Source organism: Streptomyces sp. NPDC104814 (genome assembly GCF_055583185.1).
Window position 1 is genome coordinate 980,840 of sequence record NZ_JBVJOL010000001.1, and the last position, 20,142, is coordinate 1,000,981.

Annotated in this window: 15 protein-coding genes; 5 read left to right on the forward strand and 10 right to left on the reverse strand. The window is 73.3% G+C overall.

The window, feature by feature from the left end; translation table 11 throughout:
- Positions 1–111: 111 nt before the first annotated feature.
- Entirely contained in the window at positions 112–1,203 is a 1,092-nt protein-coding gene (locus ACZ64A_RS04160) for a mechanosensitive ion channel family protein (RefSeq protein WP_469808077.1), read from the reverse strand.
- A 210-nt stretch (positions 1,204–1,413) separates the two neighbouring features.
- Positions 1,414–2,424, reverse strand: coding sequence for a translation initiation factor 2 (locus tag ACZ64A_RS04165; protein WP_469808078.1), 1,011 nt, complete (start codon positions 2,422–2,424; stop codon positions 1,414–1,416).
- A gap of 100 nt (positions 2,425–2,524) precedes the next feature.
- On the opposite strand from ACZ64A_RS04165, the gene ACZ64A_RS04170 reads away from it, so the two are divergent.
- The 3 genes from ACZ64A_RS04170 to ACZ64A_RS04180 all read left to right on the forward strand — a co-directional run bounded on the left by ACZ64A_RS04170 (position 2,525) and on the right by ACZ64A_RS04180 (position 8,914).
- On the forward strand, positions 2,525–6,793 hold the full coding sequence (locus ACZ64A_RS04170; RefSeq protein WP_469808079.1) for an AAA family ATPase: 4,269 nt from the start codon (positions 2,525–2,527) through the stop codon (positions 6,791–6,793).
- Between the two features lie 48 nt (positions 6,794–6,841).
- A complete protein-coding gene (locus ACZ64A_RS04175; protein ID WP_469808080.1) occupies positions 6,842–8,236 on the forward strand; it encodes an esterase/lipase family protein in 1,395 nt (464 codons plus the stop codon).
- A gap of 204 nt (positions 8,237–8,440) precedes the next feature.
- Positions 8,441–8,914 carry a molybdopterin-dependent oxidoreductase gene (locus ACZ64A_RS04180; protein ID WP_469809051.1) on the forward strand — a complete coding sequence of 158 codons (474 nt, stop codon included), beginning with the start codon at positions 8,441–8,443 and terminating at the stop codon, positions 8,912–8,914.
- A gap of 79 nt (positions 8,915–8,993) precedes the next feature.
- Here ACZ64A_RS04180 and ACZ64A_RS04185 read toward each other — a convergent pair whose 3' ends face one another.
- Positions 8,994–9,758 carry a crotonase/enoyl-CoA hydratase family protein gene (locus ACZ64A_RS04185; protein ID WP_469808081.1) on the reverse strand — a complete coding sequence of 255 codons (765 nt, stop codon included), beginning with the start codon at positions 9,756–9,758 and terminating at the stop codon, positions 8,994–8,996.
- Between the two features lie 237 nt (positions 9,759–9,995).
- Positions 9,996–10,970: a lysylphosphatidylglycerol synthase transmembrane domain-containing protein gene (locus ACZ64A_RS04190; protein ID WP_469808082.1), complete on the reverse strand. Its 975-nt coding sequence runs from the start codon at positions 10,968–10,970 to the stop codon at positions 9,996–9,998.
- 150 nt (positions 10,971–11,120) lie between these two features.
- On the opposite strand from ACZ64A_RS04190, the gene ACZ64A_RS04195 reads away from it, so the two are divergent.
- Positions 11,121–13,016, forward strand: coding sequence for an ABC transporter ATP-binding protein (locus tag ACZ64A_RS04195; protein ID WP_469809053.1), 1,896 nt, complete (start codon positions 11,121–11,123; stop codon positions 13,014–13,016).
- A gap of 296 nt (positions 13,017–13,312) precedes the next feature.
- Here ACZ64A_RS04195 and ACZ64A_RS04200 read toward each other — a convergent pair whose 3' ends face one another.
- Complete coding sequence (locus tag ACZ64A_RS04200) at positions 13,313–14,122, reverse strand: pentapeptide repeat-containing protein (protein WP_469809054.1); 810 nt, start codon at positions 14,120–14,122, stop codon at positions 13,313–13,315.
- A 634-nt stretch (positions 14,123–14,756) separates the two neighbouring features.
- Complete coding sequence (locus tag ACZ64A_RS04205; protein WP_469808083.1) at positions 14,757–15,188, reverse strand: DUF4345 domain-containing protein; 432 nt, start codon at positions 15,186–15,188, stop codon at positions 14,757–14,759.
- A 91-nt stretch (positions 15,189–15,279) separates the two neighbouring features.
- On the opposite strand from ACZ64A_RS04205, the gene ACZ64A_RS04210 reads away from it, so the two are divergent.
- Positions 15,280–15,930: a TetR/AcrR family transcriptional regulator gene (locus ACZ64A_RS04210; protein WP_469808084.1), complete on the forward strand. Its 651-nt coding sequence runs from the start codon at positions 15,280–15,282 to the stop codon at positions 15,928–15,930.
- On the opposite strand, the gene ACZ64A_RS04215 is transcribed toward ACZ64A_RS04210, so the two are convergent.
- The 4 genes from ACZ64A_RS04215 to ACZ64A_RS04230 all read right to left on the reverse strand — a co-directional run bounded on the left by ACZ64A_RS04215 (position 15,902) and on the right by ACZ64A_RS04230 (position 20,067).
- Positions 15,902–16,387: a peptidylprolyl isomerase gene (locus ACZ64A_RS04215; RefSeq protein WP_469808085.1), complete on the reverse strand. Its 486-nt coding sequence runs from the start codon at positions 16,385–16,387 to the stop codon at positions 15,902–15,904. The genes ACZ64A_RS04210 and ACZ64A_RS04215 overlap by 29 nt on opposite strands.
- Before the next feature lie 69 nt (positions 16,388–16,456).
- Positions 16,457–17,779, reverse strand: coding sequence for a haloacid dehalogenase-like hydrolase (locus ACZ64A_RS04220; RefSeq protein ID WP_469808087.1), 1,323 nt, complete (start codon positions 17,777–17,779; stop codon positions 16,457–16,459).
- A gap of 153 nt (positions 17,780–17,932) precedes the next feature.
- Positions 17,933–18,715, reverse strand: coding sequence for a 3-oxoacyl-ACP reductase (locus ACZ64A_RS04225; RefSeq protein WP_469808088.1), 783 nt, complete (start codon positions 18,713–18,715; stop codon positions 17,933–17,935).
- Positions 18,712–20,067, reverse strand: a complete 1,356-nt coding sequence (locus ACZ64A_RS04230) for an aldehyde dehydrogenase family protein (protein WP_469809055.1) — start codon at positions 20,065–20,067, stop codon at positions 18,712–18,714. Before ACZ64A_RS04230 ends, ACZ64A_RS04225 begins: the two co-directional genes overlap by 4 nt.
- Between the last annotated feature and the right edge of the window lie 75 nt (positions 20,068–20,142).

Below are 20,142 nucleotides of genomic sequence, written 5' to 3' on the forward strand. Positions count from 1 at the left end.
ACAGCTCGGGGGGTATGGGTGGTCCGGCGACCGCCCGTCTGTCGTGGCTCGTCGCGCCCACGCGGCGGCAGTCGCATGTCGAAAGGGGCCCCGCGCCCCTTTGGGGCGCTTCTACTCCCCGGGGACGATGACCGGCCGCGTGTCCTCGCTCGCCCGCTGGTGCGGGATGGTCACCGTGCCCGGCTGGAGCGTGACCGTGCGGGCGGGGGCCGGAATGTGGATGCCCTCCGCGCGGTAGCGCTTGTGCAGGCGCTTGATGAACTCGTGCTTGATCCGGTACTGGTCGCTGAACTCGCCGACGCCCAGGATCACCGTGAAGCCGATCCGGGAGTCGCCGAAGGTGTGGAAGCGGATGGTGGGCTCGTGGTCCGGAAGGGCGCCGGTGATCTCGGTCATGATCTCGGCGATCACCTCGTTGGTCACCCGCTCCACATGGTCCAGGTCGCTGTCGTACGCCACGCCGACCTGCACCAGGATCGTCAGGTCCTGCTCGGGCCGGGAGAAGTTGGTCATGTTGGTCTTGGCCAGCTGGCCGTTCGGGATGACGACGAGGTTGTTGGACAGCGCCCGCACGGTCGTCTGCCGCCAGTTGATGTCCTCGACGTAGCCCTCCTCGCCGCTGCTGAGCCGGATGTAGTCGCCGACCTGCACGGTCTTGGAGGCGAGGATGTGGATGCCGGCGAAGAGGTTCGCCAGCGTGTCCTGCAAGGCCAGCGCGACCGCCAGACCGCCCACGCCGAGGGCCGTGAGCAGGGGCGCGATGGAGATGCCGAGGGTCTGCAGCACCACCAGGAAGCCGATCGCCAGGACCAGCACCCGGGTGATGTTGACGAAGATCGTCGCGGACCCGGCGACGCCGGAGCGCGACTGGGTGAGCGCGCGAACCAGCCCGCCGATCACCCGGGCCGCCGACAGGGTGACGACGAAGATCAGCCACACCGTCAGGGACTGGTTGACCGTCCGCTGCACGGTCCGCGTCAGCGGCAGCACGGCCGCCGCCGACGCGGCACCGCCCGCGATGGCCGCCCACGGCACGACGGTGCGCAGGGCGTCCACGACGACGTCGTCGCCGCTCCACTTCGTCCGCTTGGCGTGCTTGGCCAGCCAGCGCAGCAGGGTGCGCGAGAAGAACGCCGCCACCAAGCCCGCTGCCAGGGCGATGCCGGCCAGCACCAGGTCGTCCAGGGTCAGCGCGCGGTTCACCGGCCGCCTCCACGAGGACGGTCGCCGGCGCCCGCGGCCGACGGCGGGATGTGAAGTCTCATCACGTTGTCACCTGCTCGAACTGCTCGTACGGGGATGCGCGCCGCCGGCCCCCGACGGGGCGTCAGAGCACGGCGCGAGCGCTCATCCTGCCGCATGACAGACAGCAGTTCGAAACCGGGCGGGGTGGGCGAGGGACCTTGCGGTCGCTCACGCCTGCGCGTCGGCAGGATCGGCCACGGCCCGCTCGATGGCCCGCTCCACGGCCAGCCGGCCCTTGCCCGCGTCACCGAGCCGGCGCGTCATGAGACGGACCAGCGCGTGCTGGAACAGGGCCGGGCCGCAGGGCGTCCAGTGGCCACGCACCTCGGGGCTGAGCATGAACGCCAGTACGTCGTCGGGCTCCGCCGGGACGAAACGGAACTCGCTGTGCTCCCACTTGTCGTCGATGCCCCGGCTCCAGCGGTCGCGCAACTGGTCCTCGCCGAGGTCCGGCAGTACCGCCAGGAAGAAGGCGGCCCACTGGTGGCGGTCGGTGTCCATCGCGAAGGAGAGCAGCTCCAGTTCACAGCGGTCGCCCTCGTGGACGGCCAGCTCCTCGCGCAGGGCACGCCGGGCGGCGCCGAACAGGTCGGGCACCCCGTCCTTGAGGTCGTGCTCGCCGGACAGCCCCTCGTTCGCCGAGGAGTTCCAGTTCCCGGCGTTGCCGCCGACGGTCGGACTGCGCCGTGAGAACAGCATCTTGCCGTCCCGGCCGGTCACCACGGCGACATTGGCGCCGAAGCTGGCGGAGAGGAAGCCGTTGACGAGGATGGGGTCCCGGCCGTCGAGGTAGTGCTCCCGCAGCGTCGTCCCCGCGCCCTCGCCCTCTTCGAGCCGTCGGTCCAGCTGCTGGGCGGCGAGGAAGGTGAAGTAGTCGGTCGGCGAGAATCTGATCTCCACGATCGGGTCCTCACGGTCGTCGCTGCGGGTCACGGCCACCGACTCCACCGCGAACCGCGGATGGTTCCAGCGCCGGTCGTGACCCGCCACCGCACGGGTGCGCTGCTCGTCCTCGATCTCCTGACGCCAGCGTCGCACCTCCTCCGGCACGTACACGGGTTCGTCCGCCTCGTAGTAGACCCTGAGGTTCCGCTCGGTGATCGGCCGCGTGCCGTCCCCCTCGTAGACGTAGCACGTGGTGCGCAGCGGCCCGATACGGAAGTGTTCCCGGTCGTGCAAGGGTGCCCCCATCCCTCAAAGTGCTTTCGGGACACGACGGTTGCACACCGATGCGAGGGGCGGCAACATGGCTCCACGGACGGGGGAGAGGCGCGCGGGTATGGGCGGGGACCACGGTGAAGCCCTCGTGGTGTGCCTGGACAGCTACGACCACCACCCCCATTTCGACCTTCCTGGCGCCCCCGAGCACGCCGAGCAGTTCCGCTCCCTGGCCCGTCGGCTGGGCTTCACGGCCGACGGCCCGCCCGTCACCGGCACGGAGCGGGAGGTCTGGCAGGGGCTGCGGGGCTTCGCTGCCTCCCCAGCCCCGCGCAAGATCATCTATTGGATCGGTCACGGGTTCAAGGACGGCCGCAACTCCGCCTTCCTGCCCTGCCGGGACTTCACGCCGGACCAGGGCGACGGCTATCTCACCGCGGACAGGCTGGTCAGGCTGCTCCGGCAGGTGACCGGCGACGTCCTGCTGGTCATCGACACCTGCCACGCCTCGGACATCGCACGTCAGGTGCACGCCGGGTTCTTCGACCGGGAGGACGACCACCACGGGCCGCAGCCGGCGGGCAAGGGGTCGCCGGACTTCCGCGGCGTGGGCGTCCTCGGCACGGTGCACGGCAACGAGCCGGCGAAACTCGGCGCTTGGCTGAGCGCCTTCCGCCGCGTCTGCGACGACCCGCGCCGGGAGTTCCGCGAGCGGCTGCTGTGGACGCCCTACGCACAGGCCCTGCACGCCGCCGAGGTCCTCGACGCCGTCGGCAGCGAACTCGCCGACGAGCTCGTGTTCCCGCAACTCCACGGCGGCAACAGGCTCGTCGGCCTGTTCGCCAACCCGTACTACGACGCCCTGGCCCGCCCCCTGTCCACGGCCGCCCGCTCACGCCGCCAGGAACTGCTCGACGCGCATGTGCAGTCGATGCTCAAAAGCCGCTTCACCGGGCTGCTCCTCGAGGACGACACCGGCTTCTTCACCGGGCGACGCGCCTACCTCGACCGCCTCGCCGACTGGATCGGCGCGCCGGGCGGCAACGGCGCGCTGATCGTCACCGGCGGCCCGGGCACCGGCAAGTCGGCCCTGCTCGCCCAGCTGGCCCTGATGACCATCGCAGGCACCCCGCAGTACCGCAGCCTGTCCCGGTCCCGGCAGAGGATGCTGCTCAGCGCCATCGACGCCGGCATCCAGTGCCGAGGCCGCAGCGCCCTCGAGTGCGCGCGCGAGCTGGCCGAGGGGCTCGAATGCCCGGAACCCGCCGGTGGCCGGCCGGACCTGCGGGCCGTGATGGACGACCTGCTGCGCCGGTGCCGCGCGTCCGCGTCGACGACCCTCCTGGTCGACGGACTCGACGAGGCGGACCCCGCCCAGCTCGACCCGCTCGTCGCCGACGTCCTGGTCCCGCTCTCCCACGAGCCGAACGTCCGTGTCCTGATCGGCACCCGGCCCCTGCCCCAAGGAGGCGCCGCAGCGCTCCTGGACGGCGCCGCCTGCTTCGACCTCGACGAGGCGCCGGACCGGCACGACGACATCGCCGGCTATGTGCGCGCCCGCCTCGGCGGTTCCGCGGGGCCCTACCGCGGTGCCGGCGAGACGCTGGACGCCGTGTGCCGCGCCCTGGTTACACAGAGCCAGGGCACCTTTCTGGTGGCCAAGCTGCACTGCTCCGCCCTGTTGCGGCTGGGGCGCGTGGTGGGCCCCGACGACGAGGAGTTCCGCCAGGCACTGGCCTCCGGACTGGACGAAGCCCTGGCGCAGGAGGTGCGGGCGCTGGACACCGCCGCACCGGGCCCGGCTCCCACCGCCGGCTGGGCCCTCGGTCTGCTCCTGCCACTGGCGCTGTCCTTCGGAGCGGGACTGCCCGAGAACGACGGGCTCTGGCTCACCGCGGCGCGGGCCCTCGCCGCCGAGCGAGGGGACGACAGAAGTTACGAGGCCCACGACATCGTCGCGATCCGCGCGGCCGGCGGCGCGCACATCGTGGCGCACGGCGAGGCCGGCCAACCCGTGTACCGGCTGAACCACGAGGCGCTCGCGAGCCATGTGCTGCGCGCCTGCGGGCTCCCCGCACAGCGGGCGCACACCACACTGCTGACGGTGCTCCGCCGCGTTCACGACACGCTGTACCGAGGACGCGGGGCGACCAACCCCTACATCGCGCGCTACGCGGCGGCGCACGCCGCACGAGCCGGTGAGCTGGCCGGTCTCCTGAAGGACGCCGAACTGCTCGTCCGGCTCGATCCGGAACGGCTGGTGGCCCAGCTCGACCGCCCCGGCGCTGCCGCCTCGGCCGAGGCGCGACTGTACCGGCCCGTCGCCGAGGACCTGACGCCCAAGCCGCCCGCCGAACGCGCCGCCCTGCTGCAGGCGGAGGCCCTGCGACAGCAGCCGGAGCTGATGCCCTGGGCGCGTTCCGCGGCGCCTCTGCACTGGAGCGATCGGTGGACCACCGCCGAGCGCTCCGCCCCCGAACGCAGCCTCGGTGTGCCCTTCGGCAACGTCCTCGTGGTGGCGGCCAGTCCCGACGGCGGCCTGTACGCCGCCGGTGAACGCCTGTGGCACTGGCGCAGCACCGGCGGCAGACCCGACCTCGTACGCGGTCACGTGCCCGGTGCGCTCGGCGGAGCGCCCCGCCGCCTGACGGCGCTGGCCGTTCCCCCGCCCGGGGGCGGGACCGCGGCGGTGGCGACGGACACCGAGCGGGTGCTGATCTGGCCCGCGGACGGCACGGGGCTCGTCGACGCGTTCGGCTGGGCGGCGCCCGTGAGCGCCGTCGCCGCGGGGATCGTGGCGGGCCGGGAGGTAGTCGCGGCCGCTTTCGGCCACCAAGTGGCCGTCTGGGAACGGTGCGACGACCGGCACCGGCATCGCGGGTTCTGGCAGAGCGGTGTGGGCGAGGTGTTCGCCGCAGCCGTGACCACCGCCGGGGCCGCACCCTGCCTGCTGCTCGGCGGCGACCGGGGAGTGGCCGCGCTGGACCCGTGGACCGGCCAGTGCCGCGGCACGTTCGGCTCCGGCTCCGGCCGGGTCGAAAGCCTCGCCGTCACCACGGCGGGAGAGCGCCCCTGGGTCGCCGCGGTCACCAGCTCCAGCCCGCAGATCCGGGTGTGGCGCCTGGCGGACGGCGAACCGTTACGGGCCGAGCGCGCACTCACGGCCAGGCTGCGGCACCCCTCGGGAGCGACCGTCGCCCTGTCCGACTCGGAGGAACCGCTGCTCTTCGCCGTGGACGGAGGACGGATCCGCCAGTGGTCCGTGGCCGCGGGCCATGAGCTGGCCCCGCTCACCGGACACCGGTCACGGCCCACCTCGGTCGCCGTGCTGCGCGACCGGCGCGGCCGGGTGGCCGTCGCCGACCGCAGCCGCGTGCGGGTCTGGGAACACGGGACGCGGCCGGACGCCGCCTCCTCCACCGGCCGCGAGGGTCTGCCCGCGCCGGGCATGGAACACGCCGGAGCGCTGGTGTGCACCGGTCCGTCCGAAGGCGCCGTCGTACTCGCCGCCCGTGGCGTCGTACGGGTGTGGAACCTGCGCGGCCGGGTCGTCCACGACGAGTCGGGGCTCGCCGCCTACAAGGCCGTGGACCTGCGCGCCGACACCACGGGCGGACTGTGGCTGGCGGCCGGCGGCCGCAGCACCGAGCACGGGCCCACCGTCATGGTCCGCCGGCTCGGCGACGGGCCGGCGACCGCCCTGCACGTCGCCCCCGGGGAGGACGGCGCCGTGGAGGCCGTGGCACTGGCCGCACGGGGAGCCGTGCAGGTCTTCGCCGCCGACGACCGCTACGTACGGCGCTGGGACGTGCGGTCCGCCACGGCCCTGCCGCGGCTGCACGTGCCCAACGACATGGTGCGCAACCTCGCCTACGTCGAGTCCTGCCGCGGTCGCCCCTTCCTGCTGGCCGGCGCCGGCGACACCGTATGGCTGTGGGAAGGGGACGAGCCAGGCACCCCGGTGCCCCTCAGGCCCGCGGACCCCGCCCTGCGGGCACCCGTGCGCGCCGTGTCGGGCACCCATGACGACGAAGGGCGCCGCCATGTCGCCGTGGCGACCGACAAGGGCGTCTTCGTCGCGCACCCCGCGGCGGACGCACCACGTGACGCCGTGGAACCACGGCCGTTGAGCACCACGGTGACGGCGGTGCGGTCCCTGGTCTGTCGCGCGCTTCCCGGCAACCGGGTGCTGGTCCTGGCCGCCGACGCCTCGCACGAGCTGCACGTGTGGGACGCGCTCGAGCAGCGGGACACCGCGGGCGTACCGGATCGCGGTTACGCCGTCTACCACGTGATGGCCCGGCCCGAGCCCGACGGATCGGGGCTCGTCGTGGCGTCCGTCGGGCTGGAGCGCATGGACGTCCTGACCCTGCGTCCGCCCGGTGCGTGACCCGCACGACCGCAGCCCAGGAAATAAAGAGCGAAGGAGAGCCGGCAGGTGGCACACGACCTTGTGGTGTTCGTACCCGGAGTGATGGGAAGCGTCCTGCGCGACACGGACGGTCACGACGTGTGGAACCTGTCGCTCGGCGTCGGCGGCCGGCTGGCCGTCGGCATGCAGCGCTTCTTCGAGCGGCTGGCTCTCCCTCCCGGCCTGGGCGACGCCGCGCCCGACGGCCCCCACGCGCTGATGCCGGCCGGCCTGCTGCGCGAACCGCGCATCTACCCGGGGCTGCTGCCCCACGTGGCCTACCGGGAGCTGGCCCGGCACCTGGGCGAGCTGGCCGAGGGCCGGGTCGCCGTCTTCCCCTACGACTGGAGGCTGTCCAACCGCCACTCCGCCGCCCGGCTGAAGCAGTTCGTGGAGCGAGAACTCCAGCGGTGGCGCGAGGAGCGGCGGGCGGCGGGCGACGAGGAGGAGCCGCGGGTCGTCTTCGTCTGCCATTCCATGGGCGGCCTGGTCACGCGCTACTACCTCGAGGTCCTGGGCGGACGCGAGACCTGCCGGTCGCTGGTGACGATCGGAACGCCGTACTCGGGTGCCGTGAAGGCCGTGCGTATCCTCACCGGAACGCTGTCCGGCCGCAAGCTTCTCGGCATCGGGACCAGGCTGCGCGAGGTCCTGGTGTCGGCCGCCCGCACCATGCCGTCCGTCCACCAACTGCTGCCCACCTACCAGTGCGTGACGGACCACACCGCGGGGACCCGGCTGGACGCGGTGCCGCTTCCGGACCTCGACACCGCCATGGTCGACGACGCCTTCGCCTTCCGCCGCGAGGTGGACACGGCCGCCCGCGAGAACACCGCGGCGGACCTGCTCGCCGGCCGCCCCGCCCCGTACCGGGTGTTCGCCTCGGGCGGCAAGGGCGAGCCGACCGACGTCGCGCTCGCTCTGTCGGCGGGGACCGTCACGTACGCGGACCGCCTCCCCGGCACGGACCGCTGGCAGGGGGACGGCACCGTGCCGTGCCTGTCCGCCACACCGCCCGAGTGGGCGGACGGCGCCCGGGTCGACTGGTTCCGTCTCGGTCACACGGCCCTGCCGAACGACGCCCTGCTGCACCGGCAGTTGTACGACCGCTACGAGGCCCTGGACCATCGCCCGTACCAGATGCTGGGCACCGGTTTCGGCATCGACGTCCCCGAGGCGGTGGCCGCCGGAACGGCGCTGCCCGTGACCGCGGTGTCGGAGGAGCCCGGCCTGTTGCTGGAGGGCCGCCTGGTCGCACCGGACAGCGGGGAGACCGTCGAGCGGCGCCGGCTCGTCCCGGACGGGGACGGTGGCTACCACGCCACCTTCTCGCCGCCGCCCGGCGTATGGACCGTGGAGGCCAGGACCGCTCAGCACACCGGCGCCCCGGTGCAGCGGGAGGCGGTGCTGGTCCTGGACTGACCCGGCGGCGGTAGGCCATCCGGAGGTACCGGCCCGTTGCGCCCCGACCCGCGATCCGGCGGCACTTGACGCGCATACTGGATTCGAGGTCCTTGTTGCATCGCACAAGCGACAACATTCGCCTGTTTTGGGTTGCATCTGCGTTTCCCTCGGGTTGCCGTCCGGGTACGGTCCCCCGGGAGGTGGTACTCCGTGAGCCCATCCATGACGGGGACGGACGTCGCGGCGGCCGGGCCGGTTGCCGAGGTCGCTTTGAGCGGGGATCTCGCGCGTCCGGCCCGGATCACCGTGTCCGATCTGCTCAGCTGGCCCCTGCACGCGGCGCGGGTCAGCTTCGAATGCGCCACCAGCGGGATGCAGGAGCACACGTTCGAGGGTCCGCTGCTCTACGACGTGCTGTCCGACGCCGGTCCCGGGTTCGACCCGGCCCGCCGCAAGGACCGGCTGCGTTTCCTGATCGCCCTGACCGGCACCGACGGCCATCATGTCCTGCTGTCCTGGGCGGAGATCGACCCGGACTTCGGGCGGGCCCCCGTGCTGCTCGCGGTCGCGGCGGACGGCGCGCCGCTCGACCGGAACGGACCGCAACTGGTCCTGCCCCACGACCGCTGTGGCGGCCGGTACGTGAGCGGCATCACCGCGATCCGCGTGGACGGCGGCTACCACACCGCCCCCTGAGCGGCCCGGCGGCGATCCGCGGTTCGTGGGGCGGCCGGCGGCGATCGCGCGCCGCTTTCACGGCATCCGGGGCCTGGAGTCAGTCCTCGTCGAACGCGCCGTGCCGTCCCGCGCCCGACGCGAAACGGCCGGCGCCCTTCATGGCTTCCTCCAACACGCGCGTGCCGTGGGAGAGTTCGGCGCGCAGTGCCGCGCCCTCGTCCATTCCCTCCTGGTCCAGGACGGCGGCGCGGTCGGAACGCAGGCAGTCCTGCGGGAAGCGGGCCAGGGCGGCGGCCAGTTCCTCGGCGGCGGCGCGCGCGGTGCCGGTGGGCACCACGCGCGTGGCCAGCCCCATCTCGTACGCCTCGCGGGCCGGGACCGGGCGGCCCGTGAGGATCATGTCCAGCGCGCGGCCGGTGCCGATCAGCCGGGGCAGCCGTACCGTTCCGCCGTCGATCAGCGGCACGCCCCAGCGGCGGCAGAACACGCCGAACACCGCGTCCTCCTCGGCGATCCGCAGATCGCACCACAGCGCCAGTTCGAGACCGCCGGCCACCGCGTGCCCGGCTACGGCGGCGATCACCGGCTTGGACAGCCGCATCCGGGTCGGCCCCATCGGCCCGTCCCCGTCCTCGGCGACCCGGTTGCCGCGCTCTCCGCCCATCGCCTTCAGGTCGGCGCCCGCGCAGAAGGTCCCGCCTTCCCCCCACAGCACCGCCACCCGCGCCTCGTCGTCCGCCTCGAACGCCCGGAACGCGGCGGCCAGTTCCGCGGCCGCCGGCCCGTCCACGGCGTTGCGCGTCTCGGGACGGGAGAGGACGACCGTGGTGACGTGATCTCGTCGTTCGACGCGGACCGGCATGACGGAACCCCCTCTGGGCGGCGCAGTACGGCGACGGGGGCAGGTTACTCGCGAGTTGGCCGGTCTCGGATCACCTTCGGGCGGTCGAAGGGCATCTGATCGCCTTCGGGCAGTCGCCCTTCTCGGGTCGCCTTTGGGCGGTCGCCCTTCTCGGGTCGCCTTCGGGCGGTCGCCCGTCTCGGGTTGCCTTCGGGCGGTCGCCCGTTTCGATCGCCTTCAGGCGGACCAGTGCCCCGCTCAGATCACCTTCAGGCGGACCAGTGCCCCAAGAGTGAGCGCGCCCGGCAGCAGGGGCAGCCACACCGTGAGGATCCGGTAGGCCAGCACCACCGCCGTCGCCACGGCCGCCGGGCCGCCCGCCGCGACCAGGGCCACCACCAGCGCTGCCTCCACCGAGCCGACCCCGCCCGGCGTGGGCACCAGGGCCACCGCCACGGTCGCCGCGAGGTAGGCCACCGCGATGTGCGCGGGCGACACGGGAAGGTCCAGTGCCTGCCCGACCAGGACCAGCCCCGACGCCTGCAGCGCCGGGAAGGCCAGCGAGCCGCCCCACAGCGCCAGGGCGCGGGCCGGCCGCGCGTGCACCGAGCGGGCCTCGCCGAGTGCGGTGCGCAGGAAGCCGCGCACGGCCGTGCGCAGCCGCCGGACGCAGAGCAGCGTCAGGGCCGCGGCCAGGGCGAGCGCGGCGGCGGCCGCCAGCAGCGGCAGCAGCGCGCCGCCGGGCAGCAGCGGGCCGAGACGCAGCGCGTCGGGGAACGCGATCAGCAGCGCCGAGAGCAGGGCGAGCCGGCCCACGCACTCGGCGAGCATGTACAGCGCGAGGGCCGCCGAGGAGCGGGCCAGCGGCACCCCGCACACCGTCATGAAGCGCAGATTGACCGCGCTCGCGCCGAGCCCCGTGGGCAGCAGATGGTTGGCGGCACCGGCCGCGAACTGGGTGGCCAGCAGCCGCCGCCGCGGCAGCCGTTCGACGACCGCGCCCTGCCGGGTGAACGAGGCCGCCACCCAGGTCAGACACGTCGCGCCGGCCGCGGCGACCAGCCACGGCCACTCGGCGGTGCGCAGCTGGCCGAACCCTTCGGCGAGTGTGGCACGGTGTTGTACGGCGACGACGGCGACGAGCAGGAGCGGGAGCAGACACAGCACCTGCCGGACGGGGACGCGACGGGGGAGTCGTCCCTGCGGCAGCGGCGGAAGGGGGACGGCGGTCACATCCGGAGAGGTTCCCCGCACCCCGCCAACGGCGGGTTGCGGAAGCGCGGCCGGCACATTGCGTACGGTCATCGGATCCTTCGAACGGGGGGACGGACGGCGGACATTGACCTCAACGATGATTGAGGTTCTACGTTTCTGTCCATGAGCATGGAAACCACCGCCTGGACGCAGCTGCACAGCGTCATGACCGCTCAGCAGGAGCGGCGCCCCTTCGACCCCGCGACGCTGCGGCGCATCGGCGCCTTCGCCCGCCCGCACCGCCGGCGCATCGCCCTGTTCGTCGTCCTCGGGGTGGGCACCGCGCTGCTCGCCGTGGCGACCCCGATCCTCGCCGGACGCGTCGTCGACTCGATCGTGTCGGGCGGCGAGGCCGGTCACGTCGTACGCCTCGCCCTGCTCATCGCGCTGATCGCGGTGGCCGAGGCCGCGCTGGGCATCCTCTCGCGGCGGCTGTCGGCCACGCTCGGCGAGGGGCTCATCCTCGATCTGCGGACGGCTGTGTTCGATCATGTGCAGCGCATGCCGGTCGCGTTCTTCACACGGACCCGTACGGGAGCGCTGGTCTCCCGGCTCAACAATGACGTCATCGGCGCCCAGCGCGCCTTCAGCAACACCCTGTCCGGTGTGGTCAGCAACCTGGTCACGCTGCTGCTCACCCTCGCGGTCATGCTGACGCTGTCCTGGCAGATCACCCTGCTCGCGCTGGTGCTGCTGCCGGTGTTCGTGATCCCGGCGCGGCGGATGGGCAGCCGCATGGCCCGTATGCAGCGGGAGGCCGCCACGCTCAACGCGGCCATGGGCACGCGGATGACCGAACGCTTCTCGGCCCCCGGCGCCACCCTGATCAAGCTGTTCGGGCGGCCCGACGAGGAGTCGGTGCAGTTCGCGCTGCGCGCCCGGCGGGTCGCCGACATCGGCATCCGCACCGCCACCGCCCAGTCCGCGTTCATCACCGCCCTGACCCTGGTCTCCGCGCTCGCCCTCGCCCTGGTCTACGGCCTCGGCGGCTACTACGCCCTGCGCGGCACGCTGGAGGCGGGCGCCGTCGTCTCCCTCGCGCTGCTGCTCACCCGGCTGTACGCGCCGCTCACCGCGCTGGCCGGGGCCCGGGTGGAGGTGATGAGCGCGCTGGTCAGCTTCGAGCGGGTCTTCGAGGTGCTCGACCTGAAGCCGCTGATCGAGGAGAAGCCGGACGCGCGCGAGGTGCCCGACGGACCGGTCGGCGTCGAGTTCGATGACGTCCGCTTCGCCTACCCGGCCGCCGACCAGGTCTCCCTCGCCTCCCTGGAGGAGGTGGCCGCCCTCGACACCCGCGGCGGCGCCGAGGTCCTGCAAGGTATCTCCTTCCGTGCCGAACCCGGCCAGACGGTCGCCCTCGTCGGATCCTCCGGCGCCGGCAAGTCGACCATCGCCCAGCTGCTGCCGCGGTTGTACGACGCCGACGCGGGCGCGGTCAGAATCGGCGGCGTCGACGTGCGCGACCTGACCTTCCGCTCGCTGCACGGAGCCGTCGGCATGGTCACTCAGGACGGCCACCTCTTCCATGACAGCGTCCGCGCCAACCTGCTGCTCGCCCGTCCCGGGGCGAGCGACGACGACCTGTGGGACGCGCTGCGCCGGGCCCGCCTGGACGACCTCGTCCACTCCCTGCCCGACGGACTGGACACCGTCGTCGGCGAGCGCGGCTACCGGCTCTCCGGCGGCGAACGCCAGCGCATGACGATCGCCCGGCTGCTGCTCGCCCGCCAGCGCGTCGTCATCCTCGACGAGGCCACCGCCCACCTCGACAACACCTCGGAGGCGGCCGTGCAGGAGGCGCTGACCGAGGCCCTCGCCGACCGCACCGCCGTCGTCATCGCCCACCGGCTGTCCACCGTGCGGACGGCCGACGTGATCCTGGTGGTGGAGGCGGGCCGGATCGTGGAGCGCGGCACGCACGAGGAGCTGCTCGCGGCGGACGGACGGTACGCGGAACTGCACCGGACGCAGTTCGCCCGGGCGCAGGGCGCGGCAGAGCGGCTGACGGGGGAGACCGTGGGGTGAGGGCGGCGTCCGGGCGGTTTCCGGACCCGGTCGGTGCCGGAGCACCGGCCGGGCCGCGATCCGTCTCGGGGTTCCGGACGCGGCCCGGCCGGAGTCGTGGATTCCGGTGCGGGGCCGGTGACTTCAGTCAACAGCGCCCGCTCGCCCGCCGCATCTCCAGTGCACCGAACGGCCGACTTCCCGGCGGCCGGGCGACTCCCGGCACGGGCCGAGCCGTGCGTTCCTCGGCGAGACCTTGGCGCTCTCGCGACGCCGGGATGATCCAAACGACAGGCCCTAGGTGCCCGCGCCCGGCGTCACCAGTGCCCGGGGCGCTCCAGTCCCGCGGGCAGCACCGTCGACGCGTCGCCCCGGGCCGCGTTCAGCTGGGCCTGGGTGACGAAGAGCGCGCCCGAGAGGTCGGCGCCCGAGAGGTCCGCGTCGCGCAGGTCCGCGCCGATCAGGTCGGCCGAGCGCAGGTCGGCGCGCTGGAGGCCGGCCGCGATCAGCAGCGCGCCGCGCAGACTGGCGCCCCGCAGATCGGTACCGGCCAGCCGGGCGCCGATCAGATCCGCCCCGCGGTGGTTGCGGCGCGTGCCGGGCAGCCCGGCACGCGCCAGCTCGCTCGCCCGCAGCAGCAGCTCGTTCACCTCGCCGCGCAGCGCGTTGACGTCGACCGCGCGGATCTCCTCGGCGCTGCCCCGGGTGAGTTCCTCGATACGGCCCGACGCGCGGCGCAGGTCCCGGTGCACGGGCCGGGCCTCAGGGAGGCCGAGCGCCTCGGTGACGTACCACAGCAGCTCGTGCAGCTGCCGCATCACCGGGAAGACGGCGAACATCGCCCCGGACGTGCCCGGCGCGCTCCGCCAGTCCGTGCCGCCGAAGGTGACCTGGGAGACCTTCTGACCCGCGCCGAAGCAGTCGAAGACGGTGCAGCCCGGGTAGCCCCGCTCGCGCAGGTCGGTGTGGATCCCGCAGCGGAAGTCCGCCTGGAGGTTCCCGCACGCCTTACCGGCCGGCTTGTCGGCCGCGAAGTCGGCGGAGCGGGCGAAGGGGAGCGCGACGCAGCACAGCCCGAAGCACGACGCGCAGTCGGCCTGCAGGTCCGCCCGGCGCGGCGCGGGCAGCGCCCGGCCACCAGCGGTGGCCGCCCCGTCCTTGCCGCCCGCCGCCTCCCGAACCGACGGAGCCTGCGCCGACCGCCGCCCACGTCGCCCGCCACCGGCCGGATCGGCGGCCCGACGTCCACCGCCGCCGACATCCGACGACTTGGCCCCGCGCCCGCCGCCCGTCGCGTCGGTTCCGCGTCCGCCGCGCGCCGGATCGGGTCCGCGTCCGCTACCCGCCGGTTTGCCTCCGCGCCCGCCATCCGCCGGCTTAGCTCCGCGTCCGGCGCCCGCCGGATCGGTCCCTCGTCCGCCGGCCGCCGGCTTGGCTCCGCGTCCGCCGCCCGTCGCGTCGGGTCCGCGTCGGCGGGTGGACGGGGTGGGGCGCTTGCGGCCGCCCCCGGCGGGGGAGGGGGTTCCGTGCTGTCGGGACACCGTGCGTGCTCTCCAAGGGCGAGACGAGCGCCGCCGGTCTGCGGCGCTCGGTAGACCGGCCTGCCATTCTCGCAGAGCGCGCAGCGCTCACGGCCTGTCGCCCCGGACCGGGCACCGGTCCGCGCCGACCTCGCTCGGGCGGGCTCCGGTGCTTCCGGCGCTCGGCCTGTCCGCGCCGCCCTCCCTCAGGCGCGCTCCCGCCTGTTCCGGCGCTCGGCCGTCAGGCCGTCGGCGTGCGGGTGTCGTCGGCGTCGGTGACGCCCGCACCCGGCGTCTCCTCTTCGGCGCTCGCCAGCCACCACAGCAGCGGGGACAGCCCGAGTTCCACGGCCGCCAGCAGCAGCTGGAACCAGTGCGGGCGGCCCTCGACGGCGAGGGACAGCAGCCGCGCGGCCCCGCCCAGCAGGAACACCGCGGTCAGCACCCGCACCGCGGCCGCGGGGACGGGGGACTGCCGCACCGCCCACAGCCAGGCCAGCCCGTACCCGGCGAAGACCGCGCCCATGAACCGCCCGAAGCTGTCGACCGTCGGCCCGGCCGAACCGGCGCCGGGGATCGCGGCGTTCCCGAGCAGCACGTGGAAGAGACCGATGGCCACGCACGCGTACCCCATGGCCCAGGCCAGTCCCCGCAGCGCTCCGACCCTCGTCATGCCGATGCCCCCGTCACTTAGTAGACACACGTCCAGTAACGCACTCAGCGTAGGCGCTGCTAGTAGACACATGTCAAGTAACATGCCGCGCATGCCGCCTCGCCGCCGCCTCACCCCCGATGAACGCCGGGCCGAACTCCTCGCCGTCGCCGCGCGGCAGTTCGCCGAGCGCCCCTACGACGAGGTGCTGATGGAGGACGTGGCCGAGCGGGCGGGTGTCTCGCGCGCGCTGCTGTACCGGTACTTCCCCAGCAAGCGGGACCTGTTCGCCGCGCTCTACCGGCAGGTCGCCGAGCGGCTGCTCGACCTGACCCGGCTCGACCCCGCCGACGACCTGGCGGACCAGCTGGCCCAGGGCCTGGACGTGCACATCGCGTACTTCGCGGAGAACCGCAACACCGTCCTGGCGGCCAACCGGGTCCTGGCCGGCGACCGGCTGATCCAGACGATCATCACCGGCGAGCTGGACGCCCTGCGCGAGCGCCTGCTCGGCGTCCTGCCGGTCACCGACCCGGGTACCCGGCAGGCCGTCTCCGGCGTGCTGAAGAGCTGGCTGGTCTTCGTCCAGGTCCTGTGCGTGGACTGGCTGACCGAGCCGACGTGCACCCGCACCGAACTGCGGGACGTGTGCGTGGGTGCCGTGCTGGGCGCCTTGCGTCCCCTGCTTCAGGAGGACCCGGCGCCCGGCCGGCCGTACGGAGAGCCGCCGTGGCTCAGGCCTGCACGACCTCGGCGGAGTTGATCACAACCTGATCCGTGGGCACGTCCTGCGCACCCGTCGGGACCTGCGCGATCGCGTCGACGACATCCTGGCCCTCGACGACCTTGCCGAAGACCGCGTAACCCCAGCCGTCCTGGCCCGGGTAGTCGAGGAACTTGTTGTCGCTGACGTTGATGAAGAACTGCGCGCTGGCCGAGTGCGGAGCGGACGTCCGCGCCATGGCGACGCTGTACTTGACGTTCTTCAGGCCGTTCTTGGCCTCGTTCTCCACCGTGCGCGGGGCGGGCTTGATGCGCATGTCGGTGCCGTGGCCACCGCCCTGGATCATGAAACCGTTGATCACCCGGTGGAAGATCGTTCCTGCGTAGTGGCCGCTGTTCAGGTACTCCAGGAAGTTCTCGACCGTCTTCGGGGCCTTGGCGTCGTCGAGGCTGAGGACGATGTCGCCCATCGTCGTCGAAAGGCGGACGTTGGTCATGACTGCTTCTCCACTCGCTGTACGTCGTCTCTCCCCTGCCCGAACAGGCACGGGAAACACGTCAGTCTTTCACAGGCCCTCCGGGTACACCGTGTCCCACTGGTCCGGCACGGCGGAACCGTCCTGATGGAGCACCGGCCCGCGCGTGCCGTCGGGGTTCTCGTATCCGGTCGTGGCGCACGGGTAGGGGTCGGCCCGGCGAGGCTTCGGCTGCAGGAACATCGGGTTGACGATCCAGCGGCCGTCGCGGTCGCGGTCGCCGCCGCCGTGGCCGTCGCCGTCGTACGCCCGGCACATCAGTTCGGTCTTGTTGCGGTTGAGCACCAGGCGCAGCACCGTGGCGTCGCGCAGGAAGGTGACGTCGGTGTCGGAGTCGCCGGCCGCGAAGACCTGCCGGCGGTCCGCGGGCAGGGGCCGCTCGGCCGCGGCGCCGTGTACGCCGTACACCACGGTGTTGATCCAGCACCGCTTGCCGTCGATGTACGGGATCAGCGTGTCCGCGCCGTCGCGGACCGTGCCGCAGCCCTCCAGGTGCGCGGTGAGCCGGCCGGCGGCGGTGACGTTGCGGATGCCGATGGTGTGCGCGGCGTCGACGCCGGCGCCGCGCGCCCACACCTCGACGACCGGTTCGGGTGAGGCGGAGGTGATCCACACGTCGAAGCCGGACCGCTGGAGCGTGCGGATCAGGTCGCGCTGCTCGGTGTAGTAGCGCACCCAGCCGGTCTCCCGTCCGCTGCCGACCCGCTGCTCAGCCCCGACCGGCGCCGTGAGGTTCTCCGTCCGGGCCGCGGCGGCGAACTGCCGGACCTCGTGGGGAGTCCAGCCCCGCAGCAACTGCGCGAGCCAGGCGTACTGCGGCTGTGTGCGGCGGTGGTCGAAGCCCGCGAAGGCGCGCTCGCCGCCGGTCGTGACACCGTCGGAGTACACCGTGCGGATCTCGTCGGCGCAGCCGGTGTCCGTGGCGGTGGGCAGCGGCGCACCGGCCGGGGCGGAGGTGCCGCAGGCGGTCGTGAGGGCCCGTGCGGCGGCTTCGGTGAGGTGGCGGCTGGTGGTGTGCCAGTCCCGGTGGGCGGGCTCGCGGATCCTGTCGTGACGCAGCAGCCAGAACATCGTCGCGTCACCGACGTCGTTCTTGACGACCGTGTTGTCCCAGTCGAACACGGCGACCGGCTTGTCCTTCGCGCCGTGCGACCCTGCTCCGCAACGGCCATGACGGTCGATCAGCTGCTGGAGCAGGGCCCGGTTGTCGCCGTACCAGCCGGGCGAGGGAGCGAGGACGGGGCACGCACGGGGTGCGGGCTGCGCCACGGCCGGGCGGCCGGCCGCGAGGGACCCGCCGGTCAGGGCGAGGGCCGCACCGGCCACCAGCCATCGACGGCTCTTGCCGAACATGGGATACGCCTCCTGGGGTGCGCGGAACGCGGGCGGCCGCTCGTGGAATGTGCGCGGAACGCGGACGGCCGCCGGCCGTGAGAGCGGACCGGCGGCCGTCCCGTACGGCGGGCCGGGCGCCGCGGGTGCGCTGCCCGGCCCCGCCGGCGGGGCCTACAGCGGGGTGACGTACGCGCCCGCGATACCGCCGTCCACGAGGAACTCGGCGGCGTTGACGAAGGAGGAGTCGTCGCTGGCGAGGAACGCGACGGCGGCCGCCATCTCCTCCGGCTCGGCGAACCGGCCGACCGGGATGTGCACCAGGCGGCGCGCCGCTCGCTCGGGGTCCTTCGCGAACAGCTCCTTCAGCAGGGGGGTGTTGACCGGTCCGGGGCACAGCGCGTTGACGCGGATGCCCTCCCGGGCGAACTGGACGCCGAGTTCACGGGACATGGCGAGCACGCCGCCCTTGGAGGCGGTGTAGCTGATCTGTGAGGTCGCCGCGCCCATCACCGCGACGAAGGAGGCCGTGTTGATGATGGAGCCCTTGCCCTGGCGGCGCATGTAGGGCAGGGCGGCCTTGCAGCACAGGTAGACGGAGGTGAGGTTGACCTCCTGGACGCGCTTCCATGCCTCCAGGCCGGTCTCCAGGATGGAGTCGTCGTCGGGCGGTGAGATGCCCGCGTTGTTGAAGGCGACGTCGACGCTGCCGTAGGTGTCGTACGCGGTTTTGAACAGCGCCTCGACCTGCTCCGGGTCGGTGACGTCGACCTGCACGAACAGCCCGCCGACCTCGTCGGCGGCGGCCTTGCCGGCGGCCGCGTCGATGTCGGCGCACACGACGTTCGCGCCCTCGGCGGCGAGACGGCGCACGGTGGCCAGGCCGATGCCGCTGCCGGCTCCGGTGACGACGGCGGTGCGGCCGACCAGGCGGCGGCAGATGGTGGACTCGGTCACGGTCGGTTCTCCTCGGTGCTGATGAAGACGTTCTTGGTCTCGGTGAAGGCGGCCAGCGCGTCGGGCCCCAGCTCCCGGCCGATGCCGGACTGCTTGAACCCGCCGAACGGGGTCCAGTAGCGGACGCTGGAGTGGGAGTTGACGGACAGGTTCCCGGCGGCGACCGCCCGCGAGACGCGGATCGCGCGGCCCACGTCCCGGGTCCACAGGGAGCCGGACAGGCCGTAGTCGGTCGCGTTGGCCAGGCGTACGGCGTCCGCCTCGTCCTCGAAGGGCAGGACGACGGCGACGGGTCCGAAGATCTCCTCCGTTGCCGCCGGATCGCCGGGGCGGCCCTCCAGGACCGTCGCCGGATACCAGAAGCCCTTGCCCTCGGGTGCCTCGCCGCGGATGACGACGGGCACGCTGTCGGGAACGTAGGAACGCACCCGTTCGCGCTGGGCGGCGGAGATGAGCGGGCCCATCTGGGTGCCGGGGTCGGCGGGATCGCCCACCCGCCAGTCCTTGACGGCGGGTTCGAGCAGTTCCAGGAAGCGGTCGTACACCTCGCGCTGGACGAGGATGCGGCTGCGGGCGCAGCAGTCCTGGCCGGTGTTGTCGAGGAAGGAACCGGGGGCCGCGGCGGCGGCCTGCTCCAGGTCGGCGTCGGCGAAGACGATGTTCGGGCTCTTGCCGCCGAGTTCGAGGGTCACCCGCTTGAGCTGTGCCGAGCCCTTCGCCAGCACCTGCTTGCCGACCGCCGTGGACCCGGTGAACACCACCTTGGCGACGCCCGGATGCTCGACGAGTGCGGCGCCGGTGACCGGGCCTGCGCCGGGCAGCACCTGGAACAGTCCCTCGGGCAGGCCGGCTTCCAACGCGAGCCGGGCCAGCCGCATCGCCGTCAGCGGGGTCGTCTCGGCGGGCTTGAGCAGCACCGCGTTGCCCGCGGCCAGCGCCGGGGCCGCGCCCCAGCAGGCGATCGGCATCGGGAAGTTCCACGGCGCGATCACCGCCACGACCCCGAGCGGCTCGTGGAAGGTGACGTTCAGACCGCTCGCCACCGGGATTTGACTGCCCGTCAGGCGCTCGACGCCGCCGGCCGCGTACTCGAACAGGTCGCGGGCGTTGCCGGCCTCCCAGCGGGCGTTGCCGATGGGGTGGCCCGCCTCCAGGACCTCCAGTCTCGCCAGTTGTTCCAGGTGGTCGTCGATGACGGCGGCGAAGCGGCGCAGCAGCCGGGCCCGGTCGCCGGGCGCGAGAGCGGCCCAGGCGCTCTGGGCGCGCGCCGCGCGGGTGACGGCCTCGGCGACCTCCGCCGCGCTCGTGGCCGCCACGGTGGCGACGACCTCCTCGGTCGCCGGATTGACGATCTCGTGCTCGAAGTGGACGGAGCGCGCCGACTGTTCGGAGTGCTCGGTCTGTCCGGAGCGGTCGGAGTGGTGGGA

Excerpts from the sequence above, each read along its gene's own strand:
- ACZ64A_RS04205 (WP_469808083.1), bottom strand. The coding sequence starts at position 15,188 with ATGACGAGGGTCGGAGCGCTGCGGGGACTGGCCTGGGCCATGGGGTAC.
- ACZ64A_RS04220 (WP_469808087.1), bottom strand. The coding sequence starts at position 17,779 with ATGTTCGGCAAGAGCCGTCGATGGCTGGTGGCCGGTGCGGCCCTCGCC.
- ACZ64A_RS04195 (WP_469809053.1), top strand. The coding sequence starts at position 11,121 with ATGGAAACCACCGCCTGGACGCAGCTGCACAGCGTCATGACCGCTCAG.
- ACZ64A_RS04170 (WP_469808079.1), top strand. The coding sequence starts at position 2,525 with ATGGGCGGGGACCACGGTGAAGCCCTCGTGGTGTGCCTGGACAGCTAC.
- ACZ64A_RS04185 (WP_469808081.1), bottom strand. The coding sequence starts at position 9,758 with ATGCCGGTCCGCGTCGAACGACGAGATCACGTCACCACGGTCGTCCTC.
- ACZ64A_RS04215 (WP_469808085.1), bottom strand. The coding sequence starts at position 16,387 with ATGACCAACGTCCGCCTTTCGACGACGATGGGCGACATCGTCCTCAGC.
- ACZ64A_RS04210 (WP_469808084.1), top strand. The coding sequence starts at position 15,280 with ATGCCGCCTCGCCGCCGCCTCACCCCCGATGAACGCCGGGCCGAACTC.
- ACZ64A_RS04180 (WP_469809051.1), top strand. The coding sequence starts at position 8,441 with ATGACGGGGACGGACGTCGCGGCGGCCGGGCCGGTTGCCGAGGTCGCT.